The organism is Ferrovibrio sp. (genome assembly GCF_046297595.1).
Classification (GTDB): domain Bacteria; phylum Pseudomonadota; class Alphaproteobacteria; order Ferrovibrionales; family Ferrovibrionaceae; genus Ferrovibrio.
Genome location: NZ_JBKBHT010000006.1, coordinates 141,383 through 156,965 on the forward strand (window position 1 = coordinate 141,383; position 15,583 = coordinate 156,965).

At 64.6% G+C, this 15,583-nt stretch carries 16 protein-coding genes and 1 tRNA gene; 9 read left to right on the forward strand and 8 right to left on the reverse strand.

Going from position 1 to position 15,583, the window contains the following annotated elements; genetic code table 11:
- The 5 genes from ACK4FJ_RS16070 to ACK4FJ_RS16090 all read right to left on the reverse strand — a co-directional run bounded on the left by ACK4FJ_RS16070 (nt 1) and on the right by ACK4FJ_RS16090 (nt 6,192).
- The gene (locus ACK4FJ_RS16070; protein WP_409767737.1) at nt 1–2,646 is read right to left on the reverse strand and encodes a valine--tRNA ligase; all 2,646 of its coding nucleotides are present in this window, start codon (nt 2,644–2,646) and stop codon (nt 1–3) included.
- 129 nt (nt 2,647–2,775) lie between these two features.
- The gene (locus ACK4FJ_RS16075; RefSeq protein WP_409767738.1) at nt 2,776–3,441 is read right to left on the reverse strand and encodes a DUF2497 domain-containing protein; all 666 of its coding nucleotides are present in this window, start codon (nt 3,439–3,441) and stop codon (nt 2,776–2,778) included.
- Nucleotides 3,442–3,702: 261 nt separating this feature from the next.
- Nucleotides 3,703–5,079 carry a TolC family outer membrane protein gene (locus tag ACK4FJ_RS16080; RefSeq protein WP_409767739.1) on the reverse strand — a complete coding sequence of 459 codons (1,377 nt, stop codon included), beginning with the start codon at nt 5,077–5,079 and terminating at the stop codon, nt 3,703–3,705.
- A 101-nt stretch (nt 5,080–5,180) separates the two neighbouring features.
- Entirely contained in the window at nt 5,181–5,516 is a 336-nt protein-coding gene (locus ACK4FJ_RS16085; RefSeq protein WP_409767740.1) for a rhodanese-like domain-containing protein, read from the reverse strand.
- A 4-nt stretch (nt 5,517–5,520) separates the two neighbouring features.
- On the reverse strand, nt 5,521–6,192 hold the full coding sequence (locus ACK4FJ_RS16090; protein WP_409767741.1) for a protein-L-isoaspartate O-methyltransferase family protein: 672 nt from the start codon (nt 6,190–6,192) through the stop codon (nt 5,521–5,523).
- Between the two features lie 221 nt (nt 6,193–6,413).
- Here ACK4FJ_RS16090 and ACK4FJ_RS16095 point away from each other — a divergent pair.
- Together ACK4FJ_RS16095 and ACK4FJ_RS16100 are read left to right on the forward strand one after the other, a co-directional pair.
- Nucleotides 6,414–6,487, forward strand: a tRNA-Cys gene (locus tag ACK4FJ_RS16095).
- A gap of 134 nt (nt 6,488–6,621) precedes the next feature.
- Nucleotides 6,622–6,996: a hypothetical protein gene (locus ACK4FJ_RS16100; RefSeq protein WP_409744880.1), complete on the forward strand. Its 375-nt coding sequence runs from the start codon at nt 6,622–6,624 to the stop codon at nt 6,994–6,996.
- Here ACK4FJ_RS16100 and ACK4FJ_RS16105 read toward each other — a convergent pair.
- Both ACK4FJ_RS16105 and ACK4FJ_RS16110 read right to left on the reverse strand, forming a co-directional pair.
- The gene (locus tag ACK4FJ_RS16105; protein WP_409767742.1) at nt 6,993–7,322 is read right to left on the reverse strand and encodes a YciI family protein; all 330 of its coding nucleotides are present in this window, start codon (nt 7,320–7,322) and stop codon (nt 6,993–6,995) included. The genes ACK4FJ_RS16100 and ACK4FJ_RS16105 overlap by 4 nt on opposite strands.
- Before the next feature lie 11 nt (nt 7,323–7,333).
- Nucleotides 7,334–7,822, reverse strand: a complete 489-nt coding sequence (locus ACK4FJ_RS16110; RefSeq protein WP_409767743.1) for an ester cyclase — start codon at nt 7,820–7,822, stop codon at nt 7,334–7,336.
- A 120-nt stretch (nt 7,823–7,942) separates the two neighbouring features.
- Here ACK4FJ_RS16110 and ACK4FJ_RS16115 point away from each other — a divergent pair, with 120 nt between their 5' ends.
- From ACK4FJ_RS16115 to ACK4FJ_RS16145, 7 genes are all read left to right on the forward strand, one after another.
- Nucleotides 7,943–8,878 (forward strand): AAA family ATPase, encoded by a 936-nt coding sequence (locus ACK4FJ_RS16115; RefSeq protein ID WP_409767744.1) that lies wholly within the window; start codon nt 7,943–7,945, stop codon nt 8,876–8,878.
- Nucleotides 8,879–8,900: 22 nt separating this feature from the next.
- Complete coding sequence (locus ACK4FJ_RS16120; RefSeq protein ID WP_409767745.1) at nt 8,901–10,136, forward strand: vWA domain-containing protein; 1,236 nt, start codon at nt 8,901–8,903, stop codon at nt 10,134–10,136.
- Nucleotides 10,133–10,462 carry an XdhC family protein gene (locus ACK4FJ_RS16125; RefSeq protein ID WP_409767746.1) on the forward strand — a complete coding sequence of 110 codons (330 nt, stop codon included), beginning with the start codon at nt 10,133–10,135 and terminating at the stop codon, nt 10,460–10,462. Before ACK4FJ_RS16120 ends, ACK4FJ_RS16125 begins: the two co-directional genes overlap by 4 nt.
- On the forward strand, nt 10,459–11,178 hold the full coding sequence (locus ACK4FJ_RS16130) for an XdhC family protein (protein ID WP_409767747.1): 720 nt from the start codon (nt 10,459–10,461) through the stop codon (nt 11,176–11,178). The genes ACK4FJ_RS16125 and ACK4FJ_RS16130 overlap by 4 nt, the downstream gene beginning before the upstream one ends.
- Nucleotides 11,179–11,180: 2 nt before the next feature.
- Nucleotides 11,181–12,857 (forward strand): NTP transferase domain-containing protein, encoded by a 1,677-nt coding sequence (locus ACK4FJ_RS16135; RefSeq protein WP_409767748.1) that lies wholly within the window; start codon nt 11,181–11,183, stop codon nt 12,855–12,857.
- Between the two features lie 176 nt (nt 12,858–13,033).
- A complete protein-coding gene (locus ACK4FJ_RS16140) occupies nt 13,034–14,284 on the forward strand; it encodes a hypothetical protein (protein ID WP_374305242.1) in 1,251 nt (416 codons plus the stop codon).
- Nucleotides 14,285–14,340: 56 nt separating this feature from the next.
- Nucleotides 14,341–14,775: a hypothetical protein gene (locus ACK4FJ_RS16145; RefSeq protein ID WP_409767749.1), complete on the forward strand. Its 435-nt coding sequence runs from the start codon at nt 14,341–14,343 to the stop codon at nt 14,773–14,775.
- A gap of 21 nt (nt 14,776–14,796) precedes the next feature.
- Here ACK4FJ_RS16145 and ACK4FJ_RS16150 read toward each other — a convergent pair whose 3' ends face one another.
- The gene (locus ACK4FJ_RS16150) at nt 14,797–15,567 is read right to left on the reverse strand and encodes a hypothetical protein (protein WP_409767750.1); all 771 of its coding nucleotides are present in this window, start codon (nt 15,565–15,567) and stop codon (nt 14,797–14,799) included.
- Between the last annotated feature and the right edge of the window lie 16 nt (nt 15,568–15,583).

The following is a 15,583-nucleotide window of genomic DNA, read 5'->3' on the forward strand; positions in this document are numbered from 1 at the left end:
TCAGCCCAGCTGGGCCAGCGCTTCGGCCAGCTTTTCGGCCATGGCGGTCTGGGCGGCGCGGCGTTCGCGCTGCTCTTCCACCACGGCTTCGGGCGCACGCGAGACGAAGGTGGCATCGCCCAGCTTGGCGTCGATCTTGGCGATCTCGGCCAGCGCCTTGTCGCGTTCCTTGGCCAGACGCGCCTTTTCCTTGGCGATGTCGATCACGTCGGCCAGCGGCAATACGAAGGTGGTGCCGTCCACCACGATGCGCGCGCAGCCCGAACCGGCCGGCGCCGACTGTTCCATGGTGATAGTCTCGATGCGGGCCAGGCGCTTGATCGGATCGCTGTGACGCAGCAGACGGCGGACCAGCTCCGGATCGTCGCCCACGCCCTGCATGGCGATCTTGGCACCGGCCGGCACGTTCAGCGCCGAGCGCGCCGCACGCACCGCCTCGATCAGGCGGACCAGCCAGTCGATCTCGGCCGAGGCAGCCTTGTCTTCCGCGCGCTCGCCGTCATTCGGCCAGTCGCGCAGCATCAGGAAGCCGCCCGGCTTGCCGTAAAGCTTTTCCCACAGCTCTTCGGTCACGAAGGGCATGAAGGGATGCAGCAGATGGATCAGCTGGCGCAGCACATAGGCACAGGTGGCCTGCGTCTCGGCCTTCAGCGCCGCATCCTCGCCGGTGAGCGCCGGCTTGATCAGCTCCAGATACCAGTCGCAGAAGGTACCCCAGGTGAAGTGATACAGCGCGCCGGCGGCCTCGTTGAACTTGTAGGCCTCCAGCGCGGCATCCACGTCGCGCACCGCCTGGCCCAGCCGGCCGAGAATCCAGTTGTTGACCGTGCCATCGACTGACTTCGGATCGAAGTCCTCAGTCAGGACACAGCCATTCATCTCGGCGAAACGCGCGGCATTCCACAGCTTGGTGGCGAAGTTGCGGTAACCCTCGACGCGCTGCTCCGACATCTTCACGTCGCGGCCCTGGGCGGCGAAGATGGAGAGCGTGAAGCGCAGGGCATCGGCGCCGTATTTGTCGATGATGTCGAGCGGGTCCATCACGTTGCCCTTCGACTTCGACATCTTCTGGCCCTTCTCGTCGCGGACCAGGGCATGGATGTAGACCGTGTGGAACGGCGCCTTCTTGGTGAAGTGCAGCCCCATCATGATCATGCGGGCGACCCAGAAGAAGATGATGTCGAAGCCGGTGACCAGCACGTCGGTCGGGTAATGCGACTTCAGAACCGGCGTCTGCTCGGGCCAGCCCAGCGTGGAGAACGGCCAGAGCGCGGAGGAGAACCAGGTGTCGAGCACATCGGGATCGCGACGCAGCGTCGCGGCATGGCCGTAATGTTTGGTCGCGGCTTCCTGCGCCTCGGCCTCGTCGTAAGCGACGAAGACCTCGCCGTCCGGCCCGTACCAGGCCGGAATCTGGTGGCCCCACCAGAGCTGGCGCGAGATGCACCAGGGCTGGATGTTGCGCATCCATTCGAAATAGGTCTTTTCCCAGTTCTTCGGCACGAACTGGATGTCGCCCTTCTCCACCGCCTCGATGGCCGGCTTGGCCAGGACCTCGGCCTTCACATACCACTGCTCGGTCAGCCAGGGCTCGATCACCACCTGCGAGCGGTCGCCATGGGGCACCATATGGGTATTGGGCTCGATCTTCTCGACCAGACCCAGTTCTTCCATGTCGGCGACGATCTGCTTGCGCGCCTTGAACCGCTCCATGCCGCGATACTTCTCGGGCACCGCGTCGTTCAGCTCGGCATGCATGTCGAAGATGTTGATCATCTCGAGATTATGGCGCTTGCCCACCTCGAAATCGTTGAAGTCATGCGCTGGCGTGATTTTCACCGCGCCCGAGCCCTTTTCCGGATCGGAATATTCATCGGCCACGATGGGGATGCGGCGCCCGACCAGCGGCAGGATGGCGAACTTGCCGACGAGAGACTTGTAGCGTTCGTCCTCGGGATGCACGGCTATGCCGGTATCGCCCAGCATCGTTTCGGGCCGCGTGGTCGCCACGGTGATGAAGGTATCGGCCATGCCCTCGACGGGATACCGGAAATACCACAGATGCGACTTCACCTCATGCTGCTCGACCTCGAGGTCGGAGATCGCGGTCAGCAGCTTGGGGTCCCAGTTCACCAGGCGCTGGTCCTTGTAGATCAGGCCTTCGCGGTAGAGTTCGACGAACACCTTGCGCACGGCATGGCTGAGGCCGTCGTCCATGGTGAAACGTTCGCGGCTCCAGTCACAGCTTTCGCCCAGGCGGCGCTGCTGGCCGGTGATCATGCCGCCGGATTCCGCCTTCCAGTCCCAGACGCGCTGCACGAAGGCATCGCGTCCCATCTGGTGGCGGTTCATCTGCTTCTCGGCCAGCTGGCGCTCCACCACCATCTGGGTGGCGATGCCGGCATGGTCCGTGCCCGGCTGCCACAGGGCGTCGCGGCCGCGCATACGCTGCCAGCGGATCAGCACGTCCTGCAGCGTGTGGTTCAGCGCGTGGCCCATATGCAGGCTGCCGGTCACGTTCGGCGGCGGCAGGGCGATCGTGTAGGGCTTGCCCGGTTTCACACCGACCTTGAACGCGCCGCTTTCTTCCCAAGCCTTGTAAAGGCGGGCTTCGACATCCTGCGGGGAATAGGTCTTGTCCAACATGGGCGGAAACTCGGGTTTGGCTTGTCTGGCACGAAGCTGGGAAAGGGCCGAAAATAAAGACGATCCGGGCACGCAAGTCCAGACTTGCGCCGGTTCAGAGACGCCCCGAGAGGGCGAAAACCCCCGGTTTTAGAGGTGGTCCTGCTCTTCTTCCGCCTGGATGGTCAGGCGGGCGACCTCGCGCTCGACGATGCGCTGGACGATGGTGGCCAGATGGGCATCCAGCCATTCCTTCAGCATCGGGCGCAGCAGTTCCTTGACCAGTTCCTCCAGCGTGCGCTGGGAATTGCCCATGGCCATGGCGCGCGAACCGGCCACGGCGCTGGAAAGCTGGCCCAGATGGGCGGCGGCGCGGCTGGCAATCGGCGCGGAAACCAAGCCTTCCACATCCTCGCGCACCACATCGGTGAGTTCGAGGATATCCTCGCGCGGCGGCGGCGGCCGCGTGGCGGCCCGGCGCGGCGGCGGAGGCGGCGGAGGTTCATAAGCCTCGGGTTCCGGCTCGGGCTCGGGCGCAGCCATCATCGCCGGCTCGGGCTCAGGCTCGGGTTCCGGCATCGGCTCGGGTTCGAAGGCAGGTTCAGGCTCGGGTTCAGGCTCCGGCTCGGGTTCCGGAGCGGCCATCATCGGCTCAGGTTCGAATTCCGGCTCAGGTTCGGCGGCGGGCGGCGGCGCAGCCGGCTCCTCGGCAGGCGCGGGCTGCTGATCGGCTCCGTCCTCGGAAATGATCCGGCGGATGGAGGCAAGGATTTCCTCCATTGTCGGTTCATTCTGGCCAGCTTTTGGGTCGCTCATCCCTCGCCCGACACATCCTGACCCGGGACCGGCGTCGATCCGGGGTCGTGTTACATTTTGGCGGCAGCCGGAAACCGTGACGGACGGCCATCGCAACGATGCAGGCCATCGCCCGAATCACAGGCCAATGGTATGCGCAGGAAAGATAACCGAACTGTTAACCTGGGTTAAGGGATTTTTCCCCAAATTCCCGGCCCGGCTGCACTTTTTGCCCGATTCGCTGCAAATTCGACCGCAACGAAATCAGATGACCGGACGGCGTTACTCCGCCGTCAGGCCACCATCGGTGCCGAACCACTTGTCGCGCACGCGCTTGTAGTTCGTCTCGGGGTCGTAATAGTCGACCGGCAGCGAAAGCTGGCGCGCGCCCAGGCGGCCGACGGCCGACAGCAGCGTGAAACCCGCCACATACTCATCGCGACGGGCACGCACTTCGGCCACCCGCGCGTCGAGGTATTCCTGCTCCTGGTCCAGCACGTCCAGCGTGGTGCGCGAGCCGACCTCGGCTTCCTGCTGCACGCCCTCCAGCGCGATGCGAGCGGCGTCGACCTGGGCGCGACGCGCGGTGATGTTGGAGCGCGCGGTGCTGAGGTTTTCCCAGGCCTGCGTCACCGACTGGCGCACGCTGCGGCGCTGTTCCTCGACCTGAATGCGGCGCTGGTTGTGGGTCTGCTTGCGCTGGCGCGTCTGGCTGTAGATCGAACCGCCTTCATACAGCGGCATGGTGACGGTGAGCGCGATCCTGGCCGATTCCGTTTCCAGATTGGCACGCGAGGTTTCATCCGCCTGGCTGAGTGTGCCGTTCAGCGACACGGTGGGCAGCAAGCCGCCCGAGATGGTGCGCACGTCATACTTGGCCGCAACCTCGCGGAAGCGCGCACCGAGCAGATCCGGATTGTCTTCATAGGCAATCGCCAGCGCCTCGTCCTCGTTGGTCGGCAGTTGCGGCAGCGGCGGCGGCTGTACCAGCGTGCCGGGCGTTTCGCCCATCACGCGGGCCAGCACGGCACGCGACGAGATCAGCGCGCCCTCGGCCGAGATGCGATCCGCCGTGGCGCGGCTGAGGCGCGATTCCGCCTGCGCCACGTCGGTGCGGGTGATCTCGCCGACACGGAAGCGTTCGCGAGTCGCCTCAAGCTGGCGGCGCAGCACTTCCTCGTTGTTGCGGTTGAGTTCCAGTACGGCCTGGTTCTGCACCACGTCCATGTAGGCAGTCACGGCATCCAGCAGCACGCGGCGTTCGGTGCTGGCCAGATCCTGCCGTCCCGCGAGCACGAGGGCCTCGGCGGCATCGGTAGCCGATTCCGTGCGACCGCCGCGATAAAGCGGCTGCGACACGGAAAGCTGCAGCGTGCGCGGCGAGATCGTATCGCTCGGGTTGCTGGCGGTGGACGGATCGAAGTCCTGGCGCAGCTTGCCGGCCTCACCCGTAAGGTTGACGGTCGGACGCCAGTTCGACAGGGCCTGCGGCACGCCTTCATCGGTGGCGCGCAGGGCGGCGCGCGCCGCCAGCAGAGTGGGGTTGTTGTTATAGGCCGCGCTCAACGCATCGGTGAGCGACTGGGCCGAAGCAGACTGTACGACGGCGACGCAACCGAGCGCCAGGGCCGAAGCCAGCAAAGCAGTTTTGAAGCTCATAACGCCTTCCCGTCCTTTATCCGTTCATATCGTTCGCGTCGCATCGAGCCCCGATCGTATTCCCCGAAAGCCTGCTTTTTATTTTTTATACGCCACGCAACTCAGTACGTCGCCAGCGACGGATCGATCTGTTCCGCCCAGGCATGAATGCCGCCGGCGAGATTGATCGCCTGCGAAAACCCGTTCTGCCGCAACCAGGCTGTGACCTGGCGGCTGCGGCCGCCATGGTGGCACATCACCACCAGCGGCTTGTCGGCGGGCAACTCGGCCACGCGATCAGGCACCTGCCGCATCGGAATATGGCGAGCACCATCGAGGGCCACCGTGGCCAGTTCCCAGTCTTCCCGCACGTCGAGCACGACCACATCGCGGCCAGCCTTGCGCCACGCGTTCAACTCCGCGACATCGATTTCGAGAGGCTGGGCGTTTTGCGACATCGACTCAGAACACAAAACCGGCCGGGCGTTCGAAGCCCGGCAGCAATGGCGTGCCGGCATCGAACAGCACCCGTTGCGGGAACAGATCGCCGCTGCGCTTGACCAGAACGGCCTGCCCGATCGGAGCACCAGCCGGCCGGATCACACCGACAAGGCGGCCGCCATCGGCCAATTGCGCCAGCAGGGCGGCGGGGATTTCCGGCACCGCGCCGGCCAGAAGGATCAGGTTGAACGGGCCCTGCTTGGCCAGCCCTTCCTTCAGCGCGCCTTCGACGATGGCGGTGTTGTCGATACCCAGCGCCTGCAGGGTCTGGCTGGCCTGCTGGGTTAGCACGGCATCAGCCTCCAGGCCGATCACGGTGCTGCACAGGCGGGCCAGGACGCCAACCTCGTAGCCCGTGCCGCTGCCCACCACCAGGGCGACTTCGCCGGACTGGATTTCGGCTTCCTGCAGCAGGCGGGCCAGAACCATCGGTTCCATCAGATACCGGCCGGGCGCCACCGCCACGTCCTCGTCCATGTAGGCGACGCCGCGATAGGCCTTGGGAACGAACTGCTCCCGCGGCAGGGCCGCCATGGCGGCGATCAACTGCTCGTCGATCACCTTGTTGGGGCGGAGCTGGGTCAGCACCATCTGGCGGCGCGCTTCGGCGAAGTGGCGGTCGGCTTGGGCCATGGGGTCGGAATCCGGGCTGGGACGCGGGTATGGTACGGGATGAAATACCGGCGCCGTTTATAATGCTGCAATGCCGCAAAAACAATGCTCGTATTGTGGGTTAGCGATCAGTACCGGCCCGGCGAGTGACCGACGTCACGTCGGCCCGGAGCGCCTGCCGGCCGGGTGGAAGCCCTTGACCCCGCAGGGCCGAAACCCTTAGTAAGAGGCCGCGTTCTCGAGGTCCGGTGGCGGAGTGGTGACGCAGCGGACTGCAAATCCGCGTACGCCGGTTCAATTCCGGCCCGGACCTCCATCTTCCCAAACGATTTTCCCAGGTCAGCCCCTGTCCCCCGGCCGGGTACCCGTCCCTAGCAATTGCCCCTCTTCTATACCCGCCATTCGCCCCTTATCTTATTGAAAGGCCGCGACTCGCGGCAGGAGGCGACGATGAAAATCATCGGTTATGGCAAGGACAAGGTCGATCATTTCGTGAGCAAGGACATGCTCGACCGCGAGTCCGCGCGCAAGCTGCAGAAATTCCTCGAAGAAATCGAGATGGGCATATTCAGCGCCAACCGCGAGGTGATGCGGAAGGCGGTTCCCGAACTCAACCGGGAATCCTTCATGGCCTTTGCCGTTCGGGTGGCCGAAGCCCGCGCCCGCTACGTGAAGATCGCCCTGGAACTCTCCAACATCACCAATCCCTCGGCCGAGGACATCGCGCGGCTAAAGGCTGCCCGCGAGGCAAACGACGAGATGGTGCATGCCTTCGAGGCGACAAAACGCGTGATCGAGCGCGGCTATACCATCCTCGCCCGCTAGCCTGTCTCCGCAAAAGGCGACGTGCCGCTCGCCGGATTGAACACCATCTGCCAGGGACGCAGGGTTGCCGTCAGCAGGCCGGACTGCACGGCCGGGTCATCATTCATCATTCTGCGGGCCATCGCCTCGTCGCTGCTGTCGAGCACCGCTATGCCGCCGCCGGCCTCGTCGCGGAACAGCCCGGCCATGAGTAGTTTCCCGTCGGCCATCAGCCGCTCAAGGTATATTTGATGGTCATGCAGCGCCTGCGCGGGCGGCGGTTGCCCTTCGGGCCAGGCCGGGCCGCGCTGGTAATCGATCCAGTAGACCGGGCGCGGTTTCGGCATCTGCTGCTCCGTCAGCTTTCCTTCCCTGCCGCCCAGTCCTGCGCCTGCCGCAGGGATTGCGGATCGATCCGCGTTTCACCCAGTTGACGCATGAGCGTGGCAAGATCGTAGTAGAAGCGCTCCTCCACGAACAGCCCGTCGCGGAACCGCACGAACACGGTGAACGGCAGCACAAATGGCCGGCCGGTGGCCGCCAATCCCAGGAATTCGCCGACATGACGGCCGGCATAGCGCGGCTCGGCCACATAGGTCTCGTCATCGAGCCAGTGGGCCACGCCCTTCGGATTGCGCTCCACCACATTCCCGAAGGCACTCCACCATTGCCGGTAATGCCGCTCGGCGCCGGCGCGGCCCGGGAAGACCTGGCCGGTGGCCATGTCGCGGAAGACGCAGTCGGGATGGATCGTTGCCAGGGTTCCCGCCATGTCATGGGCATTTTCGGCGGCCAGATGCCGGAACAGCATCGACTGGTTGGGGCGCGGCGCAACAGGCTGGTTCATGGCGGTCTCCTCGACATATGAGGAACAGACGTACCGGGCCCCAAGCCTGTGACAGCCATGCCTTGTTCCACCGGCGTTAACCGGGCATGATTTCCGTCTCCCTCGCCCTAGATGCTCGTTATGACCGCACAAAACACGTCTGCCGCCCTGCCCGTCTCCATCGACGATGTCGAAGCCCTGCTGGGCCGCGGCGATTACGTCGCCGACCGTTCGCTCGCCACCACGCTGTTCCTGGCCCTGAAGATGGGCCGGCCGCTATTCCTCGAAGGCGAGGCTGGCGTTGGCAAGACCGAAATCGCCAAGGTGCTGGCCACCACACTGAACCGCCGGCTGGTGCGCCTGCAATGTTACGAGGGTCTTGATCTCGCCTCGGCCGTCTACGAATGGAACTATCCGCGTCAGATGCTGGAAATCCGCCTGGCCGAAGCCACTGGCGAAGGCGACAAGGGCAGCCTGAGCCATGACCTGTTCAGCGCCGACTTCCTGATCGAGCGGCCGCTGCTGCAGGCGCTGAAACCCGATCCGAACGGCGCTCCGGTGCTGCTGATCGACGAACTCGACCGCACGGACGAGCCTTTCGAGGCCTATCTGCTGGAGGTGCTGTCCGATTTCCAGATCACCATCCCGGAAGTCGGCACGGTGAAGGCGCCCGAGCCGCCCATCGTGATCATCACATCGAACCGCACGCGCGAAATCCATGACGCGCTGAAACGCCGCTGCCTGTATTACTGGGTCGATTATCCCAGTGCCGAACGCGAGCTGGCGATCCTGCAGCGCAAGGTGCCCGGCGCGCCCCAGCGCCTGAGTCGCGAGATCGTCGCCTTCGTGCAGCATCTGCGCGAGACCGAACTGTTCAAGCTGCCCGGTGTGGCCGAAACCATCGACTGGACCCGCGCGCTGGCTTTCCTCGACAAGGTCGCGCTCGACCCCGAAACCATCGACAATACATTGGGCGTTCTGCTGAAATACCAGGACGACATCGCCAAGATGAAGGGCTCCGAAGCCGCGGCAATCCTGCGCCAGGTGCAGCAGGACATGGCCGCGCTGGGCGCCTGAGCGGCAGCGGGCTGAACGCGCCATGACCATGCTGCCCGCTCCACCCACTGGCGACCAGGGCGGCGCCTTTGCCGAAAACATCGTGCATTTCGTGCGGCTTTTGCGCGCCTCGGGCCTGCGGCTCGGTCCAGGCAAGGCCATTGACGCCGTGCGCGCGGTGGACGCGGCCGGCATCCGCCGCCGCGACGACCTGTACTGGACACTGTTCTCCGTACTGGTGAACCGGCGCGACCAGCGCGAATTGTTTGACCAGGCCTTCCACATCTTCTGGCGCGACCCGAAGATTCTGGAACGTATGATGAGCCTGCTGCTGCCCGAAGCGGAGGGTACGGCGGAGCCGAAGAAAAACGCCACGTCGCAGCGCCTGCGCCAAGCCCTGCTGCCCGGCCGAGGCGAGAGCAAGCCGGCCGGCGAGCCGAAGGAAGTGGAGATCGATGCCACGCTGACCTTCTCGGCCGATGAACTCCTGCAGAAAAAGGACTTCGCCGAAATGTCGGCCGAGGAACTCGATCAGGCGAAGAAGGCGTTGGCGCGAATCGAGTGGCCGTTCCGGCCGCAGCGCGTGCGCCGCCTGAAGCCCGACGACCGCGGCCACCGCATCGATCTGCGCGCCAGCCTGCAGGCCTCCATGCGCACCGGCGGCGCGATCATTCCGCTGAAACGCAAGAGCCCGGCGCAACGCCCGCCGCCGCTGGTGGCGCTGTGCGACATTTCCGGCTCGATGAGTCAGTACAGCCGCATGTTCCTGCATTTCATGCATGCGCTGACCAATGACCGCGCACGGGTGCACAGTTTCCTGTTCGGCACGCGGCTGACGAACATCAGCCGCCTGCTGCGCCAGCGCGACGTGGACAAGGCATTGGCGGCCGTGAGCGAGAAGGTGCCAGACTGGTCGGGCGGCACGCGGATCGGCGCCACGCTGGAGGAATTCAACCGGCTGTGGTCTCGCCGCGTGCTGGGCCAGGGCGCCGTCGTGCTGCTGCTGACCGACGGACTGGACCGCGAGGGCGGCAAGGGCCTGGCGCGCGAGATTGAGCGGCTGCACAAATCCTGCCGGCGCCTGATCTGGCTCAACCCCCTGCTGCGCTGGGATGGTTTCGAACCCAAGGCAGCCGGCATCCGTGCCATCCTGCCCCAGGTTGACGATTTCCGTCCGGTTCACAATCTTAGTTCCATTGCCGACCTGGCCGCCGCGCTGAGTCATGCCAGCGACGCCGGCAACCGGCTGAAACCCAATCTCGCGAGGATGGCCGCATGAGCGCTGATCCGACTGACGACGTGCTGGGCGCCGCCCTGGACTGGAAACGCGCCGGCAAGGGCGTGGCGCTGGCCACCGTGGTCACCACCTGGGGCTCGGCGCCGCGCCCGGTGGGCAGCCAGCTGGCGGTGGACGACGAAGGCAAGTTCATCGGCTCGGTCTCGGGCGGCTGCATCGAGGGCGCCGTGGTGACCGAGGCGCTGGATGCCATCGCCGACGGCAAGCCGCGCATGCTGGATTTCGGCGTGAGCGACGCACAGGCCTGGGAAGTGGGCCTGGCCTGCGGCGGCAAGATCCAGATTTTTGTCGAACGGCTGGACGGATGAAACAGGACATCCTCGAACAGCTGCAGCAGGACCGCGCCGAGAAGCGGCCCGTGGTGCTGGCCACCTTCCTGAAGACCGGCGAGCAGCGCCTGCTGTATCTCTATGGCAAGAAGGGCCTGAAGGACATCGACCCGCGCATCGGCGAGGCGGCGCGCGCCGCGCTGCTGGAAGACAAGGCACGGACCATCGAGACCGAACAGGGCCCCCTCTTCCTCAATGTGTTCAATCCACCGCTGCGGCTGATCCTGGTGGGTGCCGTGCATATCGCGCAGGCGCTGGTGCCGATGGCGCAACTGGCCGGTTATGACCTGGCGGTGATCGATCCGCGCAGCGCCTTCGGTTCGTCCGAACGCTTTCCCGGCGTGACGCTGTCGAACGACTGGCCCGACGAAGCCATGGCGCAGATGAAGCCCGACCTGCGCACCGCCGTCGTGACTTTGACCCACGATCCGAAAATCGACGATCCGGCGCTGGTCTCGGCGCTGAAATCCGATGTGTTCTATATCGGCGCGCTAGGCAGCAAGAAGACCCATGCCTCACGCCTGGAACGCCTGACTGCCGCCGGTTTCGGACCCGAGGATTTCGCCCGCATCCATGGGCCGGTGGGCTTAAGCATCGGTGCCAAGTCGCCGGCCGAGATCGCCATCTCGATCCTAGCGCAGATGACGGCGGCCCTGCGCCAGCCCGTGCCTGCCGCCGCGACGGCCGCGGCCTGAACATGTTCTTCGGTCCCGTGCCGGTACGCGAGGCGACCGGCGGCATCCTTGGCCACAGCGTCAGCGCCGGCAGCGAGCGTTTCAAGAAAGGCCGCGTCCTGAGCCCGGCGGATATCAACGCATTGGCGCAGGCCGGGCATCGCGAAATCTACATCGCGCGGCTGGACGAGAGTGACATGCCGGAGGACGAAGCCGCGCGCCGCATCGCCGAGGCGATTGCCGGCCCGCAAGCCCGCGTAGCCGCCGCCTTCACCGGCCGCGCCAACCTCTATGCCGATACGGCCGGCCTGGTGCGGATCGACCGTGCACGGCTAGATGCCCTGAACGAACTGGACGAAGCCCTCACCGTGGCCTGTCTGGCCGATTACGAGATGGTCGAGGCCGGTCAGATGCTGGCCACGGTGAAGATCATTCCCTTCGCCGCACCGCGCAGCGTGATCGAGCGTGCCGAAGCGATGCTGAAGGGCCAGCCGCCGCTGGTGCAGGTGGCGCCTTTCGTGTCGCGCCGGGTCGGGCTCGTGCTGACCCGTGTAACCGATACGAAGAGCAGCGTGTTGGAGAAGACCGAAGCAGCCGTGGCCCAACGCCTTGCCCTGCTGGGCAGCCGGATAGGGGAAACCCGCATCGTGCCCCATGCCGAGGCCGAGGTCGCCGCCGCCATCGCCGCCCTGAAAGCGGCCGGCTGCGCGCCGATCCTGGTATTCGGCGCCTCGGCCACGGTGGATCGTCATGACGTGGTGCCGGCCGGCCTGACGCGGGCCGGCGGCGAGGTGCTGCATTTCGGCATGCCGGTCGATCCCGGCAACCTGCTGATGCTGGGCCGCCACGAGGCCGTGCCGGTGGTTGGTGTACCCGGCTGCGCCCGTTCACCCAAGCTCAACGGCTTCGACTGGGTGTTGCAGCGGTTATGCGCCGGGTTGGAGATCGGCCGGCGCGACATCATGCATCTGGGCGGCGGCGGCCTGCTGAAGGAAATCCCCAGCCGACCCATGCCCCGTGATCAGGGGCCCCGTGATCAGGGGCCCCGTGATCAGGGCAATACCCCCACGGGATCTAACGCACCACGCCGGCCGCGCATCGCAGCCCTGATCCTGGCCGCTGGCCTGTCGCGCCGCTTCGGCGACGGGCACAAGTTGCTGGCCGACCTGGAGGGCAAGCCGGTGATCCGCCATGTGGCCGAGGCCGCCCTGGCCTCGTCGGCCCGGCCGGTCCTGCTGGTGACCGGCCATCAGGCCGAGGCCGTAAGCCAAGCTGCCGGCCCCGGCGTACAGGCGGTGCATAATCCGGCCTATGCCGAAGGGCTGGCTTCCTCGCTCCGGGCCGGCCTGAGTGCCCTTCACCAACCAGGATCAGATGGGGGGCTCGACGGCGTGCTGGTCTGCCTGGGCGACATGCCGGATGTGCCGGCCGAAACACTGGAAAAGCTGATCGCGGCCTTCAATCCGGCGGAGGGGCGCGCCATCTGCCTGCCGGTCCATGGCGGAAAGCGCGGCAACCCGACGTTGTGGGGCCTGCAATTCCTGCCGGACCTGATGCGGCTGGAGGGCGATGCCGGCGCCCGCAGCCTGTTCGGCCCCCATGCCGAGTGGATCTGCGAGGTGCCGGTCGAAACCCCCGGCATTCTTCACGATTACGATACCCCGGCCATGCTGGCGGCACGACAAAGTGGTAAAGCCTGATTTCAAGCCTTTGAGCTTAATCGAATATTATTCACAACCGACCTATTAACCATGCTATCTGGCTTTTTCCGCGTGCGGGAATTTGCCATAGTGGTTGTGCTGCGGGGGCAAAAACACAGCTAATCGGCAGGTTGCCGCCCTCTCCACGACCGTTACCGGAGAAAGCGACCGTTTCGATGAGTGAGGCTATCAACCAAAATCAGCCGTCGTATGACGACGAGAAGATGTTCACCGATTTCGACCGCCTGGCACGCGGCAAGATTTTCGGCGGACGTCTGGCGGCGGTGATTCAGTTCGTCAACCCGAAAACCTTCGAGCGCAATCGCGAAAGCTACAACATCGTTGTGCATTCGATCCGGTCGCTGATGTCGAAATACGAGGGTTCGTTCTACACGTTACACGATTATTCGATCGTGATGTTCGTGCGCCTGTCGGAACGGTTTTTCGACCAGACCTTCGAAAAGCTGGTCCTGGAAATCGACGACATCCTGACCCGCAACAATGTGGCCATCGGCCTGACCCCCGAAGAGGCGGAAAATGCCGTCCGCTGGTATCGCTTCGACAGCCAGTTCGAGGAACTGCAGGAGCTGGTCGACAACATCCAGCAGCGCTTCCGTGTTTTCTCCGAGCGTCGCAAGCGCCTGCTGGCCAAGGCCGGCACGGCCGCCGCCACGGGCGACGGCGCCCCCCTCACACCCGGCGCTCTGCAGCAGATCGACGACATTCTCAAGAAGGCCGACGTCTCGACCTTCATGAAGCGCCAGCCGGTGACGCTGTGCTTCGGCAACCAGCCGCCCAAGCCGATCTTTCAGGAAATCTTCGTCGGCGTGAACGAGCTGCGCCAGGCGATCGCGCCGACCGTGAACCTGCGCGGCGCGCGCTCGCTGTTCCATCACCTGACCCGCACGCTGGATACCCGCGTGTTCCGCGCCCTGCTGGACGGCTACGTGACGCGTAACAGCGGCCCCTTCAGCATCAACCTGAATGTCAGCACCATCCTGAGCGACACCTTCCGCGATTTCGACAGCCGCATCGGCAATATCGTGAAGAAGGAACAGATCATCATCGAGATGCAGCGCTACGATGTGTTCTGGGATTACAACGAATACCTGCTGGCCTGCGAATTCCTGCACAATTCCGGTTATCGCATCCTGATCGACGGCATCACGCCCGATCTTCTGCAGCTGTTCGGCCGCAAGGAACTGAAAGCCGACTTCGTCAAGCTGTTCTATTTCAAGGACCGCCACGAGGACTGGATCGACAAGGAACTGGCCAGCAAGATCGCCGAGACCGATCCGAACCGCGTCATCATGGCACGCTGCGAGACCGAAGAGGCGATGCGCGCCGGCCTGGCTGCCGGCATCCGTCTGTTCCAGGGCTGGCATATCGACAACATGATCCGCGCGTCGCGCGAAGTGGTGAACTGAGCCGGCGACGGCTCGTTACCATTCCCATCCACCATTTCCGACAGCAGGGTCGTATCATGTGGAACCGCTCCAGCCCGAAACCCAACCAGACCGAGAGCCAGGTGACGGAAATCCGCGCCGGCGCTGCCCAGCAGGCAAAAAAGCAGGTTTCGTCTAAGGATAACGAGCGGGTCGAGAAGATTCTGGCCAGCATTGCCATCGATACCTCGCAGACCTTCAACGCGATGCTGGACTCGCTGATGGGCGAACGCCCGGTGACGCATCACGAGGGCAGCCAGACCCGCGACTTCATCGTCAGCGTGTTCGACGACATCCGCCAGGAAAGCAACCGCGATGCCGTGGTGCTGGCGCGCAAGTTCGCCGATATGTGCATGCGTGCCGCCGACCAGCTGAACGACAACCACCAGCGCACCGTCGCGCGCTGCGTCAGCGAATTGTTCGAACAGTTCGCCGCCAAGCTCGACCATCGCGAGCCGGCCAACTCCAACTGAGTCTGGCCAGAAGCCGGAAAATCAGAACGGACCGTAATGATCCAGTTCGCGCAGGAAGTTGCCGGCCAGCTTCGCCGCATCCTCGCCTGTCGCCGCCCTGAACAGGGCAGCATCGTCGGCTGACAGCCTGGCCAGCGGCCGGATAAGCCCGTCGAAGAATAGATAGAATTCGCGGTCGCCGAATGGCAGCGCCTGCCCCTCAAAGGGACGTTCCAGATACACGTTCGATGAGATGCCGACCGCAGTGGGGTCGTGCTGCATCACCTTCATGGCCCATTCCTTGCGCGTCTCGAAAACGCGGAAGGATTTCATCACGCGCGCAGCCACCTTGAAATAGAGCTGCTTGACGCGGGGATCGGCATAGTATTCCGCCCAGTCGAGCGGACCTCCGACGGCAACGCGCAGTTCCTCGGCGATGTTGGCAGCTTCTTCGGCCATCACATCCACCTCGTCACCGAACAGCGAGCGGACGAAGAAGAAGTAATTACCGATCAGCCGGCGATCCAGCTTGTCCTCGGCGAACAGGGTATCCAGCGGATGCACCAGCAGGCGGCCGAAGGCATTGACGCGGGCGCCCTTGCGCTCGTCTTCCTCGATCACCTTCATCAGGGCATCGTAGGAAGCCCTATAGTAATGGTCGTAATCCGAGGCCGTCTTCATCGATTCGACCAGCTGGCGCAGCGTGTCGACGGTGAAAGGCGCTTTCTTTCCCTGCTGCTCCGCGCCCTGCACCAGGGCATCAAGCAGCCGGTTGGCCATCTGGCGGAGGAAATCCGGACCCCGGGTGATCATCGTAATTCTGTCTGGC

What these genes read in the sequence shown, in the direction of transcription:
- ACK4FJ_RS16135 (WP_409767748.1), top strand. Translation starts at nt 11,181, where the DNA reads ATGTTCTTCGGTCCCGTGCCGGTACGCGAGGCGACCGGCGGCATCCTT.
- ACK4FJ_RS16085 (WP_409767740.1), bottom strand. Translation starts at nt 5,516, where the DNA reads ATGTCGCAAAACGCCCAGCCTCTCGAAATCGATGTCGCGGAGTTGAAC.
- ACK4FJ_RS16115 (WP_409767744.1), top strand. Translation starts at nt 7,943, where the DNA reads ATGACCGCACAAAACACGTCTGCCGCCCTGCCCGTCTCCATCGACGAT.
- ACK4FJ_RS16140 (WP_374305242.1), top strand. Translation starts at nt 13,034, where the DNA reads ATGAGTGAGGCTATCAACCAAAATCAGCCGTCGTATGACGACGAGAAG.
- ACK4FJ_RS16080 (WP_409767739.1), bottom strand. Translation starts at nt 5,079, where the DNA reads ATGAGCTTCAAAACTGCTTTGCTGGCTTCGGCCCTGGCGCTCGGTTGC.
- ACK4FJ_RS16125 (WP_409767746.1), top strand. Translation starts at nt 10,133, where the DNA reads ATGAGCGCTGATCCGACTGACGACGTGCTGGGCGCCGCCCTGGACTGG.
- ACK4FJ_RS16150 (WP_409767750.1), bottom strand. Translation starts at nt 15,567, where the DNA reads ATGATCACCCGGGGTCCGGATTTCCTCCGCCAGATGGCCAACCGGCTG.
- ACK4FJ_RS16110 (WP_409767743.1), bottom strand. Translation starts at nt 7,822, where the DNA reads ATGAACCAGCCTGTTGCGCCGCGCCCCAACCAGTCGATGCTGTTCCGG.
- ACK4FJ_RS16075 (WP_409767738.1), bottom strand. Translation starts at nt 3,441, where the DNA reads ATGAGCGACCCAAAAGCTGGCCAGAATGAACCGACAATGGAGGAAATC.
- ACK4FJ_RS16145 (WP_409767749.1), top strand. Translation starts at nt 14,341, where the DNA reads ATGTGGAACCGCTCCAGCCCGAAACCCAACCAGACCGAGAGCCAGGTG.
- ACK4FJ_RS16105 (WP_409767742.1), bottom strand. Translation starts at nt 7,322, where the DNA reads ATGCCGAAACCGCGCCCGGTCTACTGGATCGATTACCAGCGCGGCCCG.
- ACK4FJ_RS16090 (WP_409767741.1), bottom strand. Translation starts at nt 6,192, where the DNA reads ATGGCCCAAGCCGACCGCCACTTCGCCGAAGCGCGCCGCCAGATGGTG.
- ACK4FJ_RS16070 (WP_409767737.1), bottom strand. Translation starts at nt 2,646, where the DNA reads ATGTTGGACAAGACCTATTCCCCGCAGGATGTCGAAGCCCGCCTTTAC.
- ACK4FJ_RS16130 (WP_409767747.1), top strand. Translation starts at nt 10,459, where the DNA reads ATGAAACAGGACATCCTCGAACAGCTGCAGCAGGACCGCGCCGAGAAG.
- ACK4FJ_RS16120 (WP_409767745.1), top strand. Translation starts at nt 8,901, where the DNA reads ATGACCATGCTGCCCGCTCCACCCACTGGCGACCAGGGCGGCGCCTTT.
- ACK4FJ_RS16100 (WP_409744880.1), top strand. Translation starts at nt 6,622, where the DNA reads ATGAAAATCATCGGTTATGGCAAGGACAAGGTCGATCATTTCGTGAGC.